Source organism: Candidatus Rhodoblastus alkanivorans, assembly GCF_022760755.1.
Taxonomy (GTDB): Bacteria; Pseudomonadota; Alphaproteobacteria; order Rhizobiales; family Beijerinckiaceae; genus Rhodoblastus; species Rhodoblastus alkanivorans.
This window is the reverse complement of sequence record NZ_JAIVFP010000001.1, coordinates 1,793,310-1,813,185: the sequence shown is the minus strand read 5'-3', so window position 1 is coordinate 1,813,185 and position 19,876 is coordinate 1,793,310. Positions and strand designations below refer to the sequence as shown.

The window sequence follows — 19,876 nt, the reverse complement described above, 5'->3', positions numbered from 1 at the left end:
GACTTTCAAATGGTGCTGGCAGGCGCGAGGCGCATTCGATACTGTCGCGATGACGCCGTCGGACGAGCGGCTTTCGCCGTCGAGCGGAAGACCGCGCCGCGATCGATCCCCCTTCGACGGGAATGTCCGCACGGCGGGCGCGCCGGTCGCCCAAGCCTGAGCGGTGGTCAATGATGGCTCGGATTGGCTTCGGCCCCTCACCGTTCCGGCGTTGCGCGACGGTTCTGGCTGCGGCGGCCCTGATCGGCGGCATTCCGCCATCTGCTTCCGTCGCGAATGAACTCACCCTGACGCCCGAGCAGATCAAACAACTCGACATCAAGCTCACAGACGTCGGGGTCGCGACCAAGAGCATCGTCGCCACCCTGCCCGCCACCATTATCCCGCCGCTCAACACCCGCATTGCGATCACAGCGCCGTTCTCGGGGACCGTCGTCGCCGTGAAGGTCCTGCCAGGCCAGACCGTCCATCAGGGCGAACCGCTTGTCGTTCTGGCGAGCCGCGACGTCATGGAGGCCGTCGTCCGTCTCAAGCAGGCGGAAGCCGATCTGCACGCGGCCGAAGCCATCGCGCGCCGTCAACGCCAGCTGTTCGATAAAAAGCTGGTTTCGGTGAGCAAGGTCGGCGAGGCCGAATCCCAGGTCGAGAAAATCCGCGCGCTGGTCAGCCAGAGCCAACGCCTTCTGGCCATCGGCGACATCAAGCTCAACGCCGACGGCGGTTACAGCCTGACCGCGCCGAAGGACGGCCGCGTCGTCGAAGTCAAGGCCGCGCCCGGCGTCGCCTTGCAGGCCATGGACGCGGCCGTGATCATCGACACCAGCCACGAGCTTTGGCTGCAGGCGCAGCTGCCCGGAAACATGATCGGCGCGGTGGCGGTCGGGGACAAGATCGAATTGCCCAATGGCGACGCCGGCAAGGTGATCTCGGTCGGGATCGCGCTCGATCCGGTGACGCGTTCGACCATGCTGATCGCGAAAATTCCAGCGAGCCCTGAGCATATTTCCGGGCAGACGACGTCAATCACCGTCGTCAAGCAATCCTCGAGCAAGCAATTCGAAATCGCGTCCGACGCCATTTCATGGATCGGCGGGAAGGCTCATGTTTTCATTCAAACCACAGGCGGCTTCACCCCGACGCCGATCGTCGTCAAGGGCCGCACGGCCGCGATCGCGACGGTGGAGGGCGACCTGCGGCAAGGCCAGAAACTCGCGGTCAGCGGCCTCGCGCAGCTGGAAAAAATGATGTCCGGGGAATAGGCATGCTACGACGTCTCGTCGAATTCTCGCTGTCGCAGCGTCTGTTCACCCTGCTGGTCGCCGGGTTGATCGCCGGGTTCGGCGTCTATGCGTTCATGCGCATCCCGATCGACGCTTTCCCAAACATTGCCCAGGTGCAGGTCAAGATCATCCTGAAGGCGCCAGGGATGACCCCGGAAGAGGTCGAGACACGCGTCGTTACGCCGCTCGAAATGGAACTGCTCGGCATTCCCGGCAAAACCATCCTGCGCTCGTCGGCGAAATATGCTATCGCCGACGTGACGATCGATTTCGAGGACGGAACCGACATCTATTGGGCGCGCCAGCAGGTGGCCGAGCGTCTCGCCGCGGTCCGCGGCGACCTGCCAACCAATATTTCCGGCGGTCTCGCGCCGATCTCGACGCCGCTTTCAGACGTGTTCATGTTCACCGTCGAGGGCGACAGCCTGTCGCTCGAGGAAAAGCGCACGCTGCTCGACTGGACCATCCGGCCGGCGCTGCGGACGATTCCCGGCGTGGCCGACGTCAACGCCCTGGGCGGCTTTGTCCGCACCTTCGAGGTCGTTCCCGATTCGCGGCTCCTCGCCGCGGCGGGCCTCGGCGTCGCCGATCTCGTCGAGGCGATTTCAGTGAATAATCGCAATGACGGCGCCGGTCGCCTGGTCGACGGCGAGAAGGCGCTTGTCGTGCGCTCGGAAGGGGCGATCAAGACGCCGCAGGATCTCGAACAGATCGTTTTGAAGATCGAGGGCGGCCGGATCTTGCGCGTTTCAGACGTTGCGACGGTCCGCATCGGCGCCCTGACGCGCTATGGCGCGGTCACGCAAAACGGCAAGGGCGAGGCTGTCGAGGGCCTTGTGATCGGCTTGCGCGGCGCCGACGCCAGCGCGGTTGTCAAAGCCGTGCGCGAACGACTCGCCGAGTTGAAGTCGAGCTTTCCGCCCGGCGTCTCCGTCAGCGTCTTCTACGACCGCGCCGACCTCATTCACAAGGCGGTCGGAACGGTCAAGAAGTCCCTGATCGAAGCCACCGTCCTGGTCATCATCCTTCTCCTGCTTTTCCTCGGCGATCTCCGCGCGGCAATCGTCGTCGCGATCACCCTGCCCATGGCGGCCCTGGTGACGTTCGTGATCATGCGTTGGTTCGACATGTCGGCCAATCTCATGAGTCTTGGCGGCCTGGCGATCGCCATCGGCCTCATCGTGGACGCCGCTGTCGTCGTCGTCGAGAACAATGTCGACCGGCTCGGCCGGGCCAGCCACAGCCAGACGCCGCGGCTGCACCACATTTATCAATCGACCGCGGAGGTTGCGACGCCGGTCGCGTCCGGCATTCTCATCATCTGCCTGGTGTTCCTGCCGCTGCTTTCGCTCCAGGGGCTCGAAGGCAAGATGTTCGCGCCGGTGGCGCTCACCATCATCTTCGCCTTGAGTGGATCGCTTCTCCTGTCGCTGACCCTGATTCCGGTCCTCGCGTCGATGGTCCTGAACGTCACGGGGCATCACGAACCGTGGCTGATGCGAATTCTGAACCCCGCCTACAGAAAGGTCCTGGGCTTCGCCCTTCGGCGCCCGCTGCCCATCATCCTGGTCGCAACGAGCGGACTTGTCGCCGCGGCCTTCGCCTATGGCGCTGTCGGCAAGGCCTTCATGCCGACCATGGACGAAGGGGCCATCATCATGCAGACGACGAAGTTGCCGTCGATCAATCTGGCCCACAGCGTCGAGCTTGACCTTCTGCTGCAACGGCAAGTGCTCAAATCGGTTCCGGAAGTCGAGCGCATCGTCACGCGCGTCGGCGCCGACGAACTCGGACTCGACCCGATGGGGCTCAACGAAGCGGACAATTTCCTCGTGCTCAAGCCGCGGGAGCAGTGGCGCGTGCCCGACAAGGAATGGCTGCTGGGACAATTGCGCGAGGCTATGTCCGGTTTCCCCGGCGTCGAATTCGCCTTCACCCAGCCCATCGAAATGCGCACCTCGGAAATGCTGACCGGGTCGCGCGGCAATCTCGCGGTCAAGATTTTCGGACCGGACCTCGACACCCTTTCGACGCTCGCCAACCGGATCAAATCGGTCATTTCCAAGGTCAGGGGCGCCGCCGAGGTGATGACGCCCTCGGCAGGGGCGGTCGATTACTTTCAGGTCAAGCTCGACCGTATGGCGCTCGGACGCGCCAAATTGTCGGTGAATCGAATCGAGGACGAGTTGCGCTCGCTGCTCGAAGGCGCCCCCGCCGGCCTGGTCATCGAGCCCAACCGCCGAACCGGTATTGTCGTCCGCGGCCCGAAGGACCTCCGCGAGTCGCCGGAAGCCTTTGCCGACATGCAGCTGGCGTCGGGCGACGGCGGATTGATCCGCAGCCGGGATGTGGCGCAGCTCTCCAGAACGGCGGGCGCGGTGAAGATCGACCGCGAGGATGGATCGCGCTTCTCGATCGTGCAGACCTATGTCAGCGGCCGCGACCTCGTCGGCTTCGTCGACGACGCCCAGAAGGCGGTGGCGGCGCAGATTCCGCTTCCGCCCGGCTACCGGCTCGTCTGGGGCGGCGAATTCGAAAACCAGCAACGCGCGATGGCGCGGCTCGCCATCGTCGTCCCGATTGCGCTCGGCCTGATCTTCGTCGTGCTCTTCGCCACCCTCGGCTCGATCCGGCAGGCTCTGCTGATCCTGGCCAATGTGCCCTTCGCTTTGGTCGGCGGACTCATCGCGCTGTGGATTTCCGGTCAATATCTGTCCGTGCCCGCCTCGGTGGGCTTCATCGCCCTGCTCGGCATCGCGGTGCTCAACGGCCTTGTGCTGGTCAGCTATTTCAACCAGCTCCTGGCGGCCGGAGCGCCGATCGAGAGCGCCGTGTTCGACGGCGCGCTGCGGCGGCTGCGTCCGGTGCTGATGACGGCCACCATCGCGGCGCTTGGCCTCGTTCCGCTGCTTTTCGCGTCGGGTCCCGGCTCCGAGATCCAGAAGCCGCTCGCGGTCGTGGTGATCGGCGGGCTCATCACCTCGACTCTGCTGACGCTGGTGCTGCTGCCCATCTTTTTCAGACGCTTCGGGGAGGAGAACCGTTCCGCCTCGGATAAATCGCGGAAACCGCAATGGATCACGACCTCTGCAAGCTGAACCTAGTCTTTCCGGTGACGGCGGAAGACCAGATCCTGGATTTCCTGCTCGATTCCCGGCCGGCCCTGCCGGGGTTCACCAGCCTGCGCGTCGAAGGACACGGCGCTGGATTCGAAAACGCCTCGCCGCGCGAAATGGTTCGCGGCCGGATCGAACGACGCCTGGTCTTCATCGTCCTCGACCGCGCGAGGCTGGAGAGCCTCCTCGCCGAATTGCTCGAGCGGATCGCCGTGCCCAATCTCGCCTATTGGGTGGAGCCGGTCGAACAATTTGGACAATTCAAATGAACAGGGCGAACCATCTTCCGATGACCGACGCCTACGCCTTTGCGCGGCGAGAGCGGCCGATTGCGAGCGTCAGCGATATCACGGGGACGCTCGCATGACCCCTCGCGCGCGATTTTGCCTTGTCGCGCTGCTCGCGGCCGCGATCTCGAGCAGCGCCTTGGAAGTCGCGGCGGAGACGATTTCGGGCGCCCTGGGGCGCGCCTATCGAAACAATCCGGAACTCAACGAACAGCGCGCCGCCGTCCGCGCCAGCGACGAAAGCGTGCCGCAAGCCAAATCCGGTTGGCGTCCGAAAATCAACGGGAGCGTCGGCGACGGCCCTCAATATAGCGTCACCATTGGCGATCCGACGTCGCCGGCGAAAGACGTGTCGAAGGCGCCGGCGGCGACCTATGAAGTCGGCTTGACGCAGAACCTTTTCGATGGTGGGCGCACCGCAAATTCCGTGAGCGAAGCCGAAAGCAGCGTGCTTGCGGCGCGCGCGCTACTGCGCCAAACCGAATCGAACACGCTTCAGACTGCGGCGACCGCTTATATGAACGTCATGCGCGACACCGCGATCCTCAACCTGCGGCAGGGATATGTCGAGGCGCTGAAGGTCGAACTGGTAGATGCGCGCGCCCGTTTCGACGCCAATGAGGTAATGTGGACCGACGTCGCGCAAGCTCAAACCTTCCTGGCCGTCGCGCGCGCCGATCTGGCGATGGCGCGATCCAATCTGGAGGCCAACATCGCCAACTATCGTCGTGTGGTGGGAGTCGCGCCCGAGCAGCTGCAGCCGGCGCGTCCCATCGAAAAACTGCTTCCGGGCAGCCTGCGGCTGGCGATCGCGGCCGCGATGGCGCAACATCCGGCGATCATTGGCGCGCTGCATCAGGCAGCCGTCGCCGAGGCCGCGGTCAAGGTCGCCGAAAGCGCCCTGCTCCCGACCGTCGTCGCCCAGGGCGCGGCCCAGCAGCCGACCGACTTCACAGGCCCTCCCGACAATGTCGTTTCCTTCGCGAGCGTCGGGGGCCAGATCAACATTCCCATCTACCAGGGTGGTGCGGAATATGCCGCGATCAGGCAGGCGCGACAACATTTGGCCGAGGCGCGCCTCGCCGTGGAGTCCCAACGGGCAGCCGTCCGCGCGCGGCTTTCCACGGCCTGGGGCCGGCTTGTGGCCGCGCGTGCGACGATCCCCGCCGACGAGGCGACCGTCAGAGCGGACGAATTCTCATTGATGGGCCTGCGCGAGGAGGCCAAGGACGGATTGAGGACAACTCTCGACATTCTCAACGCCCATCAGGCCCTGCTCAACTCTCGGATAAGATTGCTGACCGCGCAATATGACCGGGTCGTTGCGTCCTACGCCGTGATGACGGCGTCCGGCCTCCTGTCGGCGCAGCGTCTCGGCCTTGCCGTGACGACATACGATCCGAGGACTCATTACGATCAGACGAGAGATCGCTTCATCGGCGTCGACACGCCCGATGGCCGCTGACGCAGCCGGCGTGGAACGAAGAATTTCCAGAAGCCCGCGTTCAGCTCGGCGAGGGCGGCGAGATCGTCAGCGTGATCCAACCATTCCAGTTCGCCGGGCGGTTTTCGGCCCAGAATTCCTTGTATGCCTTGAAATTCAGCGAACCCTGCCAGTCATTCACTGGAAAATTGTAGGTAAGCTGCGGACCGACGCCAAAAGCCTGGGAAATATCGCAGCCGTCGAAGGCGCCCGAACCGCTGTCGCAGTTAAGCTGGTGGAAGAAATAGCCGACCACACCCGCCGAGATCTTGTCGTTGAATGTATAGGACGCCGCCCAATCGAAATGGATGTCGACGCCGTCACGGTACTGCGTCGATGGATTGATGAAACTATAGGTAAAGCCGACGACGCCGGAATACTCCCATCCGGTCTTCTGATTGAAATAGGTATAGCCGCCGCCGGCGTCGATCGCCCAATGACCGATCCCGATATTGGAGAACCGGGCGGCGTTGAACAATCCGGCTGGAATATTGAACCCGGCATAGGCGAGAAAGTTGTGCACGCCGGAGGCCCATTTCAGACTGGCCTCCGGCGCAATGTCGCCGAGACCTGAAATCGTGTCGCCGCCCACGCCATATTGCGTATAGGGCTGAACGCCCGAGGGAGTCGAAGCAAATCCCAACCAATGTCCGCCGACCGTCGATGACGACTGCGTCACCTGGGCGGTGACGTTCAAGGCGAGTTGGCCCCAGAGAACGGGATCCTTGAACGTGTAAGTTGGCGAGATATAGCCCTGATAGGCCGTGTTATATTGCGTGGCGTAGGGGATGGCGGCCACATTGGCCGGCAAGGCCCCGAGCACGGGATCCCGCGAGAAAATCCCAGGCGCGTTCATCTGAGCGTTGACATAATAGAACCAGGTCGACACGGACCAGCCCGGAGCGGTCGGGACAGCCGCCATGCTGCCAAACGACCCGGGCACCCAATAGCTGGTTCCACCCTCGTCCGCGAAAGCGGCATGCGGGCCGGCGACCAGGACCGCAATCGCCGTCGCGCACACGCCTCTACGCAAGACCTTGCCCGAATTCATAAATGCCCCCAACTGATCCGCGGCGCGACGATTTTACGCAGCCTCTGTGACGATCAGCCATAGGCCACGGCGACCCGGATCCAAACCGGAATTCCAATCTTTAGAAAACTTCTAATTTGTCTGCCGAACATCAATCGGCGGCGGGCGTATGTCATAACATAAAATGTTTTTTGCAACCCCCTCAAAGCGCTAGCCTGGCTCCCGCGAAAACCAGCGAGAGGGCCAGAAGCGTGCGTAAAACGCGGTCTGGGGCGCGGGCGGCGAAATGGCTTGCGATCATGATTCCCGGAATGGAGCCGAGCAACAGCGAAACCAGCATCGACCAATCGACCGAACCGATCATCCAATGGCCCGCGCCGGCGATCAGGGTCAGGGGAACCGCATGAGCGATGTCCGAGCCGACGATTTGCAGGGTGGACATGCGCGGATAAAGCATCAGAAGAGCCGTGACGCCAATGGCGCCGGCCCCGATCGACGACATGGTGACCATAACGCCAAGCACAACGCCGAGGACCACGGTGAGGGCGCCGATCCTCTCGTCGGACATTTTCTCGAAGAACGGCTGGGTCTTCGCCACCAGCCAGGACCGGAACAGCAGGATGACCGCCGTCAGCAGGAGCGTATAGCCCAGAATCAGGGTAATGGCCCGGCTCGACTGCGACGAGACCACGCCGAAATGCGACAGACTCGCCAGCGTCAGGAGCGCCGCCGGCGCCGAGCCTGCCGCCAGGCGCCGCACCACTTTCCAGTCGATCGAGCCATTGGCGTGATGAACGGCGGAGCCACTGATCTTGGTGATCCCGGCATAGAGCAGGTCGGTGCCCACGGCGACCGCCGGATGGACGCCGAACAGCAGAACGAGCAAAGGCGTCATCAGCGAGCCGCCGCCCACGCCCGTCAGCCCCACCAGCGATCCGACGGCGATCCCGGCGATCGTATAGTGAAACTGGATGAAATGTCCGGCCAACATGGAGCCCCTCCATCTCGAGAAACTGATTAAGTTTGGAAATTATAGCAAATTAGTCAACTGATAATTTGACGCAGGACAGGAGAGCCTGACCGGCTCCACTAAAACATTGGCATTTCGCGCGCTGCGTGAAATATTTGCGACAGGCCGATCCGAAACGAATGGAGGAGCGGGACATGGGCGAGAACGCAAATGGCGACAGACGCGTCAGCGGGCCGCGGCTCTTCGCGATCGTCGGCCCGTTCCAGAGCGGCAAGACCACCCTGCTCGAATGCCTGCTGACCCGGGCGGGCGCGCTGTCGCGCCAGGGCTCGGTGCGCGACGGCTCCTCGGTCGGCGACAGCACCGCCGAGGCCCGCGCCCACGCCGCGAGCGTCGAGGCCAATATCGCCTCGGTCGATTATCTCGGCGACCGCTACACTTTCATCGACCTGCCCGGCTCCGTCGAATTCGCTCACGAGGCGCGCAATGTCCTGCCCCTGTGCGACGCCGCAATCGTGGTCTGCGAGGCGGATGAGCGCAAACTGCCGGCTTTGCGCATAATCCTGCGCGAACTCGAAGATCTTCGCGTGCCGCGCATCCTGTTTCTCAACAAGATCGACCAGACGGCGGTGCGCATACGCGAGATTCTCGCCATGCTTCAGCCGGCCTCGCAAACTCCGCTGCTGTTGCGGCAAATCCCGCTCTGGCAGAACGACATCGTCACCGGCTTCATCGATCTCGCTCTCGAACGGGCCTTCGTCTATCGCGAGCACGCGCCTTCCGTCGTCGTGGACGTGCCGGCGGGCGAGATGCCGCGCGAGAAGGAGGCGCGCTATACCATGCTGGAGCGCCTCGCCGATTATGATGACGCCTTGATGGAAGAACTGATCGCCGACATCGAGCCGCCGCGCGACCAGATTTTCGACGACCTCACCCGCGACCTGCGGGAGGGACTGGTGGCGCCGGTGCTGATCGGCTCTGCGGAGGCCGGTCACGGCGTCACCCGCCTGCTCAAGGCTCTGCGCCACGAATCGCCCGGGCTCGCCAGGCTGCGCGCCCGTCTCCATCTCGCCGACGACGGTCCCGCGCTCGCCCAGGCGGTCAAGACCATCCACACCGCCCATGGCGGCAAGCTCAGTTTCGCCCGGGTGCTGCGCGGTTCGTTCACCGACGGCGCGCTGGTCCGGAGCGGCGCGGGCGAGGATCGCATTTCCGGCCTCTCCCGTCTGATGGGCCTCACGGCGTCGAAGCAGGGCAAGGTCGAGGAAGGCGATTGCGTCGCCTTCGGCCGGCTGGAGCATGTCGCGACGGGCGACGCCTTCGGCGACGCCAAAAACAGCGACCCGGCGCCCGCCGTCGCGGCGGCCGCGCCGCCGCCGCCGACCCATTGCGTCGCCCTGAGCGTGAAGGACCGCAAGGACGAGGTGCGTCTCGCCGCCGCCATGGCCAAGCTCAGCGATGAGGATCCCTCGCTCTCCTTCGTGCAGGACCAGGATGCGGGCGAATTGAAATTATACGGCCAGGGCGAGATGCACCTGCGGGTCGCCCTGGAGCGGCTGGCCGCGCGCTTCGGCGTCACCGTCGAGGCGCGCAAGCCCGGCGTCGGCTATCGAGAGACGATCCGCCACGCGGTGTCCACGCGCGGACGCCACAAGAAGCAGTCCGGCGGCCACGGCCAGTTCGGCGACGTGGCCCTGGATGTCGCGCCTTTGCCCCGCGGCGAGGGTTTTTCCTTCAGCGAGACCGTCCATGGCGGCGCCGTGCCGAGGAATTATTTCGGCGCCATCGAGGAAGGCTGCAAGGACGCGATGGAGAAGGGACCGCTGGGCTTCCCGGTGGTGGACGTCGCCGTGACCCTCACCGACGGCTCCTATCACACCGTCGATTCCTCCGACATGGCCTTCCGCACCGCCGCCCGCATTGGCATGTCGGAGGCTTTGGCCAAGGCCGGTCCGGTCCTGCTGGAGCCGATTCTGAAAGTGGAAATCGCGACGCCGAGCGACGCCCTGTCGCGCGTGACCGCGATCGTTTCCGGCCGGCGCGGCCAGATCCTCGGCTATGACGCAAGGCCGGGCTGGGACGGCTGGGACGTGCTCAACGCCCTGATCCCGGAGGCGGAAATGGACGGGCTGATCGTCGAATTGCGCTCGGCGACGGCGGGCGTCGGCTCATTCACCCAGAAATTCGACCATCTGGCGGAAATTGTCGGCAAGACCGCCGACGCCATCGTCGCCCATCATTATGGCGCGAAGGCCCCGGCGCACTGAACAGGGAGCGGCGGCGTCACTTCTTGAAAGTGTTGCGCTCCGCCTTGCTGAAATTGCTGGCGTCGCCCTCGCGCGCCGCCGCCGCGCGCCATGACTTGCGAATGGCGTCGGATTTCAGCTCCGGCGCCAGCCAGGAGGGCAGGCGCTCCATCTTCTCGCCGCCGCAGGCCGGACAGACAGCTTTGTCGTCCGAACGCATCAGAAGTTCGGATTCCTTCCCGCAATCGGCGCATTTGTAGGAATAAAGCGGCATATGGGTCCCCGGATGAATTTGCCTAAGATTGAAGCAAGTTCCAGGCCAAGGATCGTGCCGGAAGGCAAGGAACGAGCCGGGGAAATGCCCTATAAGACAAATCAATAATAGATCGTCACTATCGCGACCAAATAAGGCCGTCATTACGGCGGTAACGAAGCAATCCGCCACTCAGTCCGCCAAAACACGACGACGGATTGCTTAGATCTGCTCGCAATGATGGCCTCATCGTTCGATTTGAAAGCCGCGTCTCATTCCGCAGCCAAACAGCACTTTTTGTATTTCTTGCCACTACCGCAGGGGCAAGGGTCGTTACGGCCGACATTCTTCAGGGGGTTTTCCGCCGGCGCCTCGGGCAGGTCGTCCTCGTCCACGTCGAAAACGGCCAGGGCGTCCAACGCATCGTCGATCGGCTTGATCCCCCGCTCTTCGAAAAGCTCGCGACGGTCGGCGGCGGCGCGGCTAGCGCGCAGATCGGCCTGGAAATCCTCGAAGGTCAGGACATTCTTCTCCACCAGGCCCTGGCGGAAGGCGCGCGCGACCGACGGCTCCAGTTCGCTCAGGCCCAGCAGCGCGACGCAGCCCTGCCAGCCATACCAGACCGGGTGGTTTTCGCGGGGCTGCAGCGTCTCGAAACATTTGGAAAGAAAAGCCACGGCCTCGTCCATCGGAATCTGGCCATCCGCGGCGATAGCCGAAAAACATTCGAGCGCCGCGACGCGGCCCCAATCGTCGGCCTGCGGCGCCTCGATCAGCTTTTTCAGCCCGTCGAGATCGCCCGGATAAAGGCTGAGCAGGATAGCGGGGAGCGTTTCCGAGGTCGCGTCGCCGATCATATCGTAGAGAATCTCGCGCTCCATCGCCACGGCGAGCAGGGGCGCCCATGCCTCGGTCTCGCGTTTTTCGGCCATGAGATGAAGGCCGAAAAAGACCTTTTCAGCGTTTTCCGGGCTGCGATCGGCGCCCGAGGCGAAAAGGTTCAGCGCTTCGAGGAGCGGCCCCCTCGCCTCGGCCCATTTCTGGCGAAGCGTCATCAAGGCGTCGAGCGGAAAGGTTTCCGCGCCGGAAAGATCGTTCAGAGCGATTTCGACCAAATTCATGGAATTATGCCTTATACCGGAACCCGGACGCTGGCCCGCAGGCCGCCGAGCGGGCTGGTGGAGAGAAAGATTTCACCGCCATGCGAGCGGGCGATGTCGCGCGCGATGGCGAGGCCGAGGCCGGTGCCGCCCTCGTCCTGGTTTCGTGCCTCGTCGAGGCGGACAAACGGCCGGAACACGTCCTCCCGAGCCCCGGCCGGAATGCCCGGCCCGTCGTCATCGATATGAATTTGCAGGAATTTCGTGTCGCATGAGCCTTCGAGACGAATGCGGTCGCCATGGCGCGCCGCATTGTTGAGCAGATTGGCGAGGCAACGCTTGAAGGCGTCGGGCCGCACCGTGGCGACCGGTTCGCCAGAGTAGAGAACTTCCGTGTCATGACCAAGGCGCTCGCCCTCCTGGCGCAAAGTTTCAAGCATGGCCGGAATATCGGTCGGGGCCGCGCCCTCGCCGATGTCGCCGCGGGCGAAGGCGAGATAGGCTTCGAGCATGCGCTGCATTTCATTGACGTCGGCGGTCAGTTCCTCCGCCTCCGCGTCGTCGCCAAGCAGGGCGAGGGAAAGCTTGAAGCGGGTGAGGATGGTGCGCAGATCGTGGCTCACCCCGTTGAGCATGGTGGTGCGCTGCTCCATGGCGCGCTCGATGCGCCGCTTCATTTCCAGGAAAGCATAGGCCGCGCGCCGCACCTCTCGCGCCCCGCGCGGGCGGAATTCGATCTCGCGGCCCTTGCCGAATTCCTCCGCCGCGTCGGCAAGCGCGAGAATCGGCCTGATCTGGTTGCGCAGGAACAGAATCGCGACCGTGATCAGCACGAGCGACGTGCCGACCATCCAGATGATGAAAATATGGGTGTTGGAGGCATAGGCCTGGCTGCGCAGCGCCACGACCCGCAGGATGGCGTCGCCCATGTCCACGCGCACCTCGATGAAATCCGAGCGCCCCACCGTGTCGATCCAGAACGGCAGGTGGATTTGTTTCTGGATCTCGCTCGACATGGCGCGATCGACCAGTGAGAAAAAGGGCTTTGGAAGAGCCGGCGGCAGCGGCCCGGGCGGGAGGATTTCGGCGTCGAGCTTGAGGCGCCGGCGCGCTATGTCCTCCAGCTTGCTGTTGTCGGGATCGAGGCTATGGAAATCGCGATAGATGTCGATCAAAGCGGCGATGTCCTGGGTCACCGCGTTGGAGAGGCGAAAGGTCACCATCTGCCAGTGGCGCTCCATGAAGACCAAAGCCACCGCCGATTGCAGCAGAACCATGGGCAGGATGACGATGAGCAGCGAGCGCGCGTAAAGCCCCTTCGGCATGACCCCCGCGAGCATGCGCGTGAACATCCGCCATAGCCGCAACGCCGGAAAAAAGACCCGCCAGGCCGAATTCATCTTTCGATCGCCAGCTTGTAGCCGAGGCCGCGCACGGTCTGGAGATGCAGGGGATTGGTGGGGTCGGTCTCGACCTTGCGGCGCAGGCGGTTGACCTGCACGTCCACGGTGCGCTCATTCGCCGCGCCACCTCCGCCGCCGAGCGCCTCGCGCGACACCGTCTCGCCGGGCTTTTCCACCAGGATTCGCAGCATTTCGCGCTCGCGTTCCGTAATCCGGATCACATCGTCGCCCTGGCGCAATTCGCCGCGGTCGGGATCGAAGGTGTATTCGCCGAAGCGCACGGCGTTCTTGCCCGGAGCGGTCTGGGCGGGCGCGCGCGGCGCGGCGCGGCGCAAAATCGAAGCGACGCGCAAAGCCAGCTCGCGCGGCTCGAAAGGCTTGGCCATGTAGTCGTCGGCCCCGGCTTCGAGGCCCTTGACGCGGTCCTCGGTGTCGGAGCGCGCGGTGAGCATCAAGATCGGCGCTTCCGCGAGCGGCGTGTTTTCGGCGCGGATTTTCGCCGCGAATTCCACGCCGCTCTGCCCGGGCATCATCACATCGAGAATGATGAGATCGAAATGGAGCCCGCGCAGATGGTCATAGGCGGCCTCGGCGCTTTCCGCGGCCGTCACCCGATAGCCCTCGCCTTGCAGATAGCGTTTCAGCAATTGCCGGATGCGGCGGTCGTCGTCCACGATCAGCAGGTGGAGGGCGTCGTCCGCCAGGGGGTGGAGTTCCGCATCGTTCATCTGGGCTCTCCTGGCGCCTCTCTTGGCGATTCCTTTGGCGCGCGGTCGCGATTTTCCGGGTCCCGCACGGCGGCGAGAAAGGCCGCCGCCTGTGCGCGCGCGCCTTCGGGCAAAGTGGCGAGCGCCCGGGCGAAACGGCGCGATTGCAGCTCCGCCAGCTCCAGCGCCAAAGCCTCGCCCTTCGCGGTCGGAAACATCAGGCGCTGGCGGCGGTCGAGCAGGCCCGGCCGCTGTTCGATGTAATTCTGGTCGAGCAGGTCCTTCAGCACCCGAGACAGGCTCTGCTTGGTGATTTTCAAGAGGTCGAGCAGTTCGGCAACCGAAAGGCCCGGCCGGCGATCCACGAAATAAAGCACGCGATGATGGGCGCGGCCGAAATTATAACGCATGAGCAGACGATCGGCGTCGCCGACGAAATCGCGATAGGCGAAGAAAAAAAGCTCGATCAGGTCGAACATCGGCCCCGAACCCGCCTTAAGCTCGGGGCGCGCGGGCGACGCGCCCCTGCGCTGCAAAGCGTCCGTCATGCGGCCGTCCTCCCGAGCCCGGTCGAAATACGTCAGGTCTATTGACATATTTCAGGTCGGGGTTTAGTCGTCAAGCCTTCCTATCGGGACGATTTCGAGGATTCCGCCATGTCTGTGCTGCCCTTCGACCAACGCGACGGCTATATCTGGATGAACGGCGCGCTGGTCGAGTGGAAGGACGCCAAGCTTCATGTCCTGTCCCACGGCCTGCATTACGCCTCCTGCGTGTTCGAGGGCGAGCGCGCCTATGGCGGCGTCATCTTCAAATCGCGCGAACATTCCGAGCGATTCAAGAATTCCGCCCAGCTGCTCGATTTCGCCGTTCCCTATTCGGTCGAGGAGCTGATCGCGGCCAAGGATCTGGTCGTCGCCAAAAACAACCTCAAGAACTGCTATGTCCGCCCGGTCGCCTGGCGCGGCTCGGAAATGATGGCGGTCGCCGCCCAGCACGCCACGATCCATGTCGCGATCGCGGTGTGGGACTGGCCGTCGATGTTCGACATCGCGACCAAGATGAAGGGCATCAAGCTCGACGTCGCCGAATACCGCCGCCCCGATCCGATGACCGCGCCGTGCCATTCCAAGGCCGCCGGCCTCTATATGATCTGCACCATCTCCAAGCATCGCGCCGAGCGCCGCGGCTATGCCGACGCCATGATGCTCGACTGGCAGGGCCGCGTCGCCGAATGCACCGGCGCCAATATTTTCTTCACCAAGGATGGCGAAATCCACACCCCGATCGCCGACTGCTTTCTGGACGGCATCACCCGCCAGACCGTGATCGGCCTCGCCAAGGCCAAGGGAATCAAGGTCAACGAGCGCCGGATCATGCCGGAGGAGCTTTCGGGCTTCGAGGAATGTTTCATTTGCGGCACGGGCGCCGAGGTCACCCCGGTTTCCGAAATCGGCCCCTATAATTTCGTTCCGGGCGCGATCTCGCGCGGCCTGATCGAGGCCTATACCGACGAAGTCCAGCCCAAGGTGGCGGCGGAAGCCCTGGCCCGATAAGGCGCACCAGCGAAATTTGCATGTGTAAGGCGGCCGTCCGTTCGGGCGGCCGTTTTTCTTTGTCCGGCCCTTGACGGCGTTTATATCTAAGATATATCTTTACCTATCTAAAGCGGAATAGAACATTCCGCTCTGGGTCCGGCGCCGGCCCCATGAAGGAATTGGGCGCGCACCGGCTTTTCATCCACCTCAAAAAGATATATCGGAGATAATACATGCTCGGACAATTCAAGGGCCGCGGCCATGGCTTTCAGCGCGGCGGACCGGAATTCGGCGAAAGGGAACAGGGCATGAGCGAGGGGCCGTTCGGCCGTCATTTCCGGCGCGGCCGCCAGATGTTCGAGGGGGCCGAAGGGTCGCTCGGACGCCATGGCTTCGGGCGCGGCGAGAAGCGCCGGATGTTCGAGGGCGGCGCGCTGAAGCTCGTCTTCCTGGCACTCATGGAGACCGAGCCGCGCCACGGCTATGACCTGATCCGCGAAATCGAAACCCGCACCGGCGGCGCCTATGCGCCAAGCCCCGGCATCGTCTATCCGACGCTTGCTCTGCTGGAGGAAACCGGCCAGATCGAGGCTCAAGCATCCGAAGGCGCCAAAAGGCAATTTCGCCTGACCGAAGCCGGCAAGGCGTTCCTCGACGAAAACCGGACCGAGGCCAACGCGGTTCTGGCGCGGCTCGACGCCGTCGGCGAGCGTGTCATGCCGATGGAGGCCGGCCCTGTCGCCCGCGCCATGAACAATCTGCGCACGGCTTTGCAGCAGCGCCTCGCGGAAGCGGCGGACAAGAAGCTCCTGTTCGAGGTCGCCGACATCATCGACGAAGCGGCCCGCAAGATCGAGCGGCTTTAAGGCGGGCCGGCGCCCGGGCGCCGGTCAACGCTCGCTCTGGCATGCGCCAACCGCTCGAGGTTCTTGGTCAACGCTCGTTCTGGCATGCGCCAACCGCTCGCTAAGCTTGGTCCGCTCGCTCTGGCATACGCCAACGGCTCGCTATTCTGGGCTCCAGCGCTTCAACGCGGCCTCGTCGTCGTCCTTCGCCGCGACCCAGTCTCCCTGACTGCCGTCGGCGCGATGCGTCTTTTTCCAGAATGGCGCGCGGCTTTTGAGGAAATCCATCAGGAACTCCGCCGCCGCGAAAGCCGCCGCGCGATGGGCGCTGGCGCAGAGAACGAGCACGATCTGCTCGCCGGGCAGGATCTTGCCGGTGCGATGGATCACGGTGACGCCGAGCAACGGCCAGCGGCTCTCGGCCTCGTCGACGATGCGGTCGATCTCCTCCTCCGCCATGCCTGGATAATGCTCAAGCTCCAGCGCTTCGAGCGTCCCGGCCTCGTCGCGGCACAGGCCGATGAAACTGACGACGGCGCCGATATCGGCGCGCCCCCGCGTCAGCGCCGCGCTCTCGGCGGCGGCGTCGAAATCTTGCGGCTGGACGCGAACATTATGGCGAGGCATGCGATCTTTGCTTGGCCCGGGAGAGAGGGAAAGGTCTGGCGCAGTTTATAGCCGGCGCATCGCCCGCGGAAAGACCAATTCGGTCGGGATGAAACCAGCAAGGCGTCGCCTCGACCGTCGTTTCGACCACGAGAACCGTTCATTCCTCCGGCCGCGCTCATGCCATGGGCGGCAAAAGAGAGCATGAACCTCCGGGTCATGGGCGCGTATTGGCGCGCTCCATCGCATTCGGATCGATTCCAACAGCCGTCAGCGCCTGATGCAGCGTGGAGAAAATCCTGTCGGCGCCGAGCGCCTCCACGATCCCGTGACGATCGAGATCATTGCGCAGGTCCGCGCTGACGCGGCCCATGACGACTTCGACGTTTTTGGTCGCGAGTTCGGCGAGCAGATCGCGAAGGCTTCGCGCGGCGGAGAAGTCGATATCGGTCAGCGCGCCAGCGTCGATCACGAAATGGCGGATCGGCGACGGCGCCGCGGCGATGAGGTCGCGCGCCTCGTCGGCGAAACGATCGACATTGGCGTAGAACAGATCGGCCGCGAAGCGGTAGACGATCAGGCCCGGCGCCGTTTGCAGGCCGGGCCTTGCCCGCGTCGGCTCCCAGCGTCCGAGGGCGTTAGGCGCCAGGATCGAAATTTGCGGCCGGTAGGAATGCCGGACGTGGCGGACCAGCGACAGCGCGATCGCCAGCAGGATGCCCTGCTCGACCCCGATTCCGGGAACGGCCGCCGCGGTCAGCGCGGCGAGGCGGAACTCGCCGGCGTCCTCCTTCAGAATCGCCTTGAGACCCTTGATGTCCACCATGCCGACGGCGATGGTGAAGACGATGCTCGCCAGCACGCAATGCGGCAGATATTGCAGCGGGCCGGTCAGGGCGACCAGCACGACGGCGACGATCGCGGCGAAGGTCAGCTGCGCGACCTGGCTGCGGGCTCCGGCATTGTCGGCCATCGCGGTCTGGGTCGGGCTGCCGTTGACGACGAAGGCGCCCGTGAGCGCGGCGCCGGCATTGGCCGCGGCGAGGCCGAGAATGTCGGCGTTTTCGTCCACCCGCTCCTTGTGACGCAGGGCATAGACGCGCGAGGTCGCAGCGCTTTGCGCGATGATCATCACGAAACAGGAGCCCGCGACGGGCAGAAGCGCGAGCGTCTCCTGCAAGGACACGTCGGGCCAGCGCAAAGACGGCAGGCCGCCGGGAACCGGGCCGATCAAAGCCACGCCATGGCTGGCGAAATCGAAACCCGCGCTGGCCGCGATCATGCCGAGGACGACGATCATCGCGACCGGGAAATGCGGTGTGAAGCGCTTGCCCAGCAGGATCGCGCCGACAACCAGAACCGACAGGCCAAGATCGAACTGATTGAGCCGCGGCAGGCCGAGCAGGACGTCCCAGAACTGGACGAGCGTGCGGTGGGACTCCGCCTTGACGCCCAGCATGTCGGGCAGCATGGCGACCCCGACCTGGATTCCGACGCCCGTCAGGAAGCCGACCAAAGCCGTGCGGGACAGGAAATCCGCGAGGAATCCCAGCTTGAAAATTCGGGCGAGCAGCAGCAGGAGCGCCGTCAGCAAGGTCAGCATGCCGACGAGCGCCATATATTTCTCGCTTGCCGCCGGCGCCATGCGCGACAGCGAGCTGGAGAAGATCGCGGCGGTGGCGGAATCCGCGGCCACCACCAGATGGCGCGACGATCCGAACAGCGCGAAGCCGACGAGCGGCAGCAGAACGGTATAGAGCCCGGTGACGACCGGCGTTCCTGCGATTCGCGTATATCCGAGAACCTGCGGCGCGTTCATCGAGGCAAGAGTCAGGCCCGCGAAGGCGTCCTTCAAAGCCTCGCGGCGTTTCAGCGGCAAAAGGCCTCCCAGAATGCTGAACCCCATCCCCCTGCGTCCCCCTGCCCCGAGTTACCGCAAGCGAAGCGCAAATTGGGTAGTGTCCTAATTTGATTTCAAGGTGGCGAGTTTCTCGTCAATAATCTCCTTCGCTTTTTGCAGAGCGAGTTCTGGGGTTTTTTCCAGCGGCCCATCATGGATCGGGGGCAGCCCGTCCCCTTCACGGATTTGCGCACGCGCTTTTGGCCGGTGAAGGTAGTAAAGAGCTATGTCATAGAACCCGACTCGAATTTCAATTCTGACTGGCTTTTGCCCTCGCCAGCCTTCGCATGAGAAGGAAAGCCAGGGCCAATTGCAGCCACGCGAGGGCGGATTCGATGGTCGCCTCGAAGTCTTTTGACAGACGGCGCGCGCGATTGATCCAACCGAGCGTCCTTTCGACGACCCAGCGTTTCGGCAGCACCGTAAATCCTTTCACCTCTTTATCGGTTCGCTTGACGACGGTGATGGAAATGCGGCTCGCCTCGAAGGCTGCGCGCTTGGCTTCATCACCCTGATAACCCCCGTCGACGAAGGACATTTTCACCCACGGGCTCTTGCGATGCACGGCCTTCAGCAACGGCGCGAGAGCGTCGCGGTCCTGCACGTCGGCGGTCGTGATCTGGCATTCGATGGGCAGACCGATCGTGTCGACGGCGAGATGGCGCTTGCGCCCCTTGACCTTCTTGCCCGCATCGAAACCACGGGGGCCGCCGGCTTCCGTCGTCTTGACAGATTGGCTGTCGACGACGACAGCCGTCGGCGCGGCCTCACGGCTTTCCGCTTCGCGGGCGTCCATCACGAGAACGCTGATGATTTGCGCCCACACGCCGCTGTCGCGCCACGCGTAGAAGCGGTTTTGCACGGTCGTGAACGGCGGAAAATCCTTCGGCAGATATCGCCATGGGCAGCCGCAGCGGATCAAATAAAACAAGGCGTTGAGAATGATCTGGGCATCTGTCGGCTTGCGTCCGCGCCGTTTGGGCGGCGGCAACAGCGGCGAAATCAGCGCCAGTTCGGCCTCCGACATATCGCTTGAATAGCGCGCCCGAATGACTTCATACTTCGCGCGATCGGCCTCGCTCCACGGCATCGCGAATCTCCCAAAGTTGTTG

General features: G+C 63.8%; 17 protein-coding genes. 7 read left to right on the top strand and 10 right to left on the bottom strand.

The window, feature by feature from the left end; genetic code table 11:
* The first annotated feature begins 170 nt into the window (after positions 1 to 170).
* The 4 genes from K2U94_RS08350 to K2U94_RS08335 all read left to right on the top strand — a co-directional run bounded on the left by K2U94_RS08350 (position 171) and on the right by K2U94_RS08335 (position 6,148).
* Positions 171 to 1,259: an efflux RND transporter periplasmic adaptor subunit gene (locus K2U94_RS08350; protein ID WP_243066777.1), complete on the top strand. Its 1,089-nt coding sequence runs from the start codon at positions 171 to 173 to the stop codon at positions 1,257 to 1,259.
* 2 nt (positions 1,260 to 1,261) lie between these two features.
* Entirely contained in the window at positions 1,262 to 4,378 is a 3,117-nt protein-coding gene (locus tag K2U94_RS08345; protein ID WP_243066776.1) for an efflux RND transporter permease subunit, read from the top strand.
* Positions 4,354 to 4,665 carry a DUF3240 family protein gene (locus K2U94_RS08340; protein WP_243066775.1) on the top strand — a complete coding sequence of 104 codons (312 nt, stop codon included), beginning with the start codon at positions 4,354 to 4,356 and terminating at the stop codon, positions 4,663 to 4,665. The genes K2U94_RS08345 and K2U94_RS08340 overlap by 25 nt, the downstream gene beginning before the upstream one ends.
* 94 nt (positions 4,666 to 4,759) lie before the next feature.
* The gene (locus K2U94_RS08335) at positions 4,760 to 6,148 is read left to right on the top strand and encodes a TolC family outer membrane protein (protein WP_243066774.1); all 1,389 of its coding nucleotides are present in this window, start codon (positions 4,760 to 4,762) and stop codon (positions 6,146 to 6,148) included.
* 40 nt (positions 6,149 to 6,188) lie between these two features.
* On the opposite strand, the gene K2U94_RS08330 is transcribed toward K2U94_RS08335, so the two are convergent.
* The gene (locus K2U94_RS08330) at positions 6,189 to 7,217 is read right to left on the bottom strand and encodes a SphA family protein (protein WP_243066773.1); all 1,029 of its coding nucleotides are present in this window, start codon (positions 7,215 to 7,217) and stop codon (positions 6,189 to 6,191) included.
* Between the two features lie 181 nt (positions 7,218 to 7,398).
* Entirely contained in the window at positions 7,399 to 8,187 is a 789-nt protein-coding gene (locus K2U94_RS08325) for a sulfite exporter TauE/SafE family protein (RefSeq protein WP_243066772.1), read from the bottom strand.
* 173 nt (positions 8,188 to 8,360) lie between these two features.
* Here K2U94_RS08325 and K2U94_RS08320 point away from each other — a divergent pair, with 173 nt between their 5' ends.
* Complete coding sequence (locus K2U94_RS08320) at positions 8,361 to 10,433, top strand: elongation factor G (protein ID WP_243066771.1); 2,073 nt, start codon at positions 8,361 to 8,363, stop codon at positions 10,431 to 10,433.
* A gap of 16 nt (positions 10,434 to 10,449) precedes the next feature.
* Here K2U94_RS08320 and K2U94_RS08315 read toward each other — a convergent pair whose 3' ends face one another.
* The 5 genes from K2U94_RS08315 to K2U94_RS08295 all read right to left on the bottom strand — a co-directional run bounded on the left by K2U94_RS08315 (position 10,450) and on the right by K2U94_RS08295 (position 14,423).
* Positions 10,450 to 10,686, bottom strand: coding sequence for an FmdB family zinc ribbon protein (locus K2U94_RS08315; protein WP_243066770.1), 237 nt, complete (start codon positions 10,684 to 10,686; stop codon positions 10,450 to 10,452).
* 251 nt (positions 10,687 to 10,937) lie between these two features.
* The gene (locus K2U94_RS08310) at positions 10,938 to 11,786 is read right to left on the bottom strand and encodes a DUF1186 domain-containing protein (protein WP_243066769.1); all 849 of its coding nucleotides are present in this window, start codon (positions 11,784 to 11,786) and stop codon (positions 10,938 to 10,940) included.
* 11 nt (positions 11,787 to 11,797) lie between these two features.
* A complete protein-coding gene (locus K2U94_RS08305) occupies positions 11,798 to 13,117 on the bottom strand; it encodes an ATP-binding protein (protein WP_243068831.1) in 1,320 nt (439 codons plus the stop codon).
* 44 nt (positions 13,118 to 13,161) lie between these two features.
* Positions 13,162 to 13,896, bottom strand: coding sequence for a response regulator (locus K2U94_RS08300; RefSeq protein WP_243066768.1), 735 nt, complete (start codon positions 13,894 to 13,896; stop codon positions 13,162 to 13,164).
* Positions 13,893 to 14,423: a MarR family winged helix-turn-helix transcriptional regulator gene (locus K2U94_RS08295; RefSeq protein ID WP_243066767.1), complete on the bottom strand. Its 531-nt coding sequence runs from the start codon at positions 14,421 to 14,423 to the stop codon at positions 13,893 to 13,895. The genes K2U94_RS08300 and K2U94_RS08295 overlap by 4 nt, the downstream gene beginning before the upstream one ends.
* Positions 14,424 to 14,531: 108 nt before the next feature.
* Between K2U94_RS08295 and K2U94_RS08290 the strand changes: the two genes are divergently transcribed.
* A complete protein-coding gene (locus K2U94_RS08290) occupies positions 14,532 to 15,431 on the top strand; it encodes a branched-chain amino acid aminotransferase (RefSeq protein WP_243066766.1) in 900 nt (299 codons plus the stop codon).
* A gap of 215 nt (positions 15,432 to 15,646) precedes the next feature.
* Positions 15,647 to 16,279 (top strand): PadR family transcriptional regulator, encoded by a 633-nt coding sequence (locus tag K2U94_RS08285; RefSeq protein ID WP_243066765.1) that lies wholly within the window; start codon positions 15,647 to 15,649, stop codon positions 16,277 to 16,279.
* Positions 16,280 to 16,420: 141 nt separating this feature from the next.
* Here the strand turns inward: K2U94_RS08285 and K2U94_RS08280 are convergent, their stop codons facing one another.
* The 3 genes from K2U94_RS08280 to K2U94_RS08270 all read right to left on the bottom strand — a co-directional run bounded on the left by K2U94_RS08280 (position 16,421) and on the right by K2U94_RS08270 (position 19,854).
* On the bottom strand, positions 16,421 to 16,885 hold the full coding sequence (locus K2U94_RS08280; RefSeq protein ID WP_243066764.1) for a molybdenum cofactor biosynthesis protein MoaE: 465 nt from the start codon (positions 16,883 to 16,885) through the stop codon (positions 16,421 to 16,423).
* A 196-nt stretch (positions 16,886 to 17,081) separates the two neighbouring features.
* Complete coding sequence (locus K2U94_RS08275; protein ID WP_243066763.1) at positions 17,082 to 18,743, bottom strand: SulP family inorganic anion transporter; 1,662 nt, start codon at positions 18,741 to 18,743, stop codon at positions 17,082 to 17,084.
* A gap of 271 nt (positions 18,744 to 19,014) precedes the next feature.
* Positions 19,015 to 19,854, bottom strand: coding sequence for an IS5 family transposase (locus K2U94_RS08270; protein ID WP_243065792.1), 840 nt, complete (start codon positions 19,852 to 19,854; stop codon positions 19,015 to 19,017).
* Positions 19,855 to 19,876 lie beyond the last annotated feature (22 nt).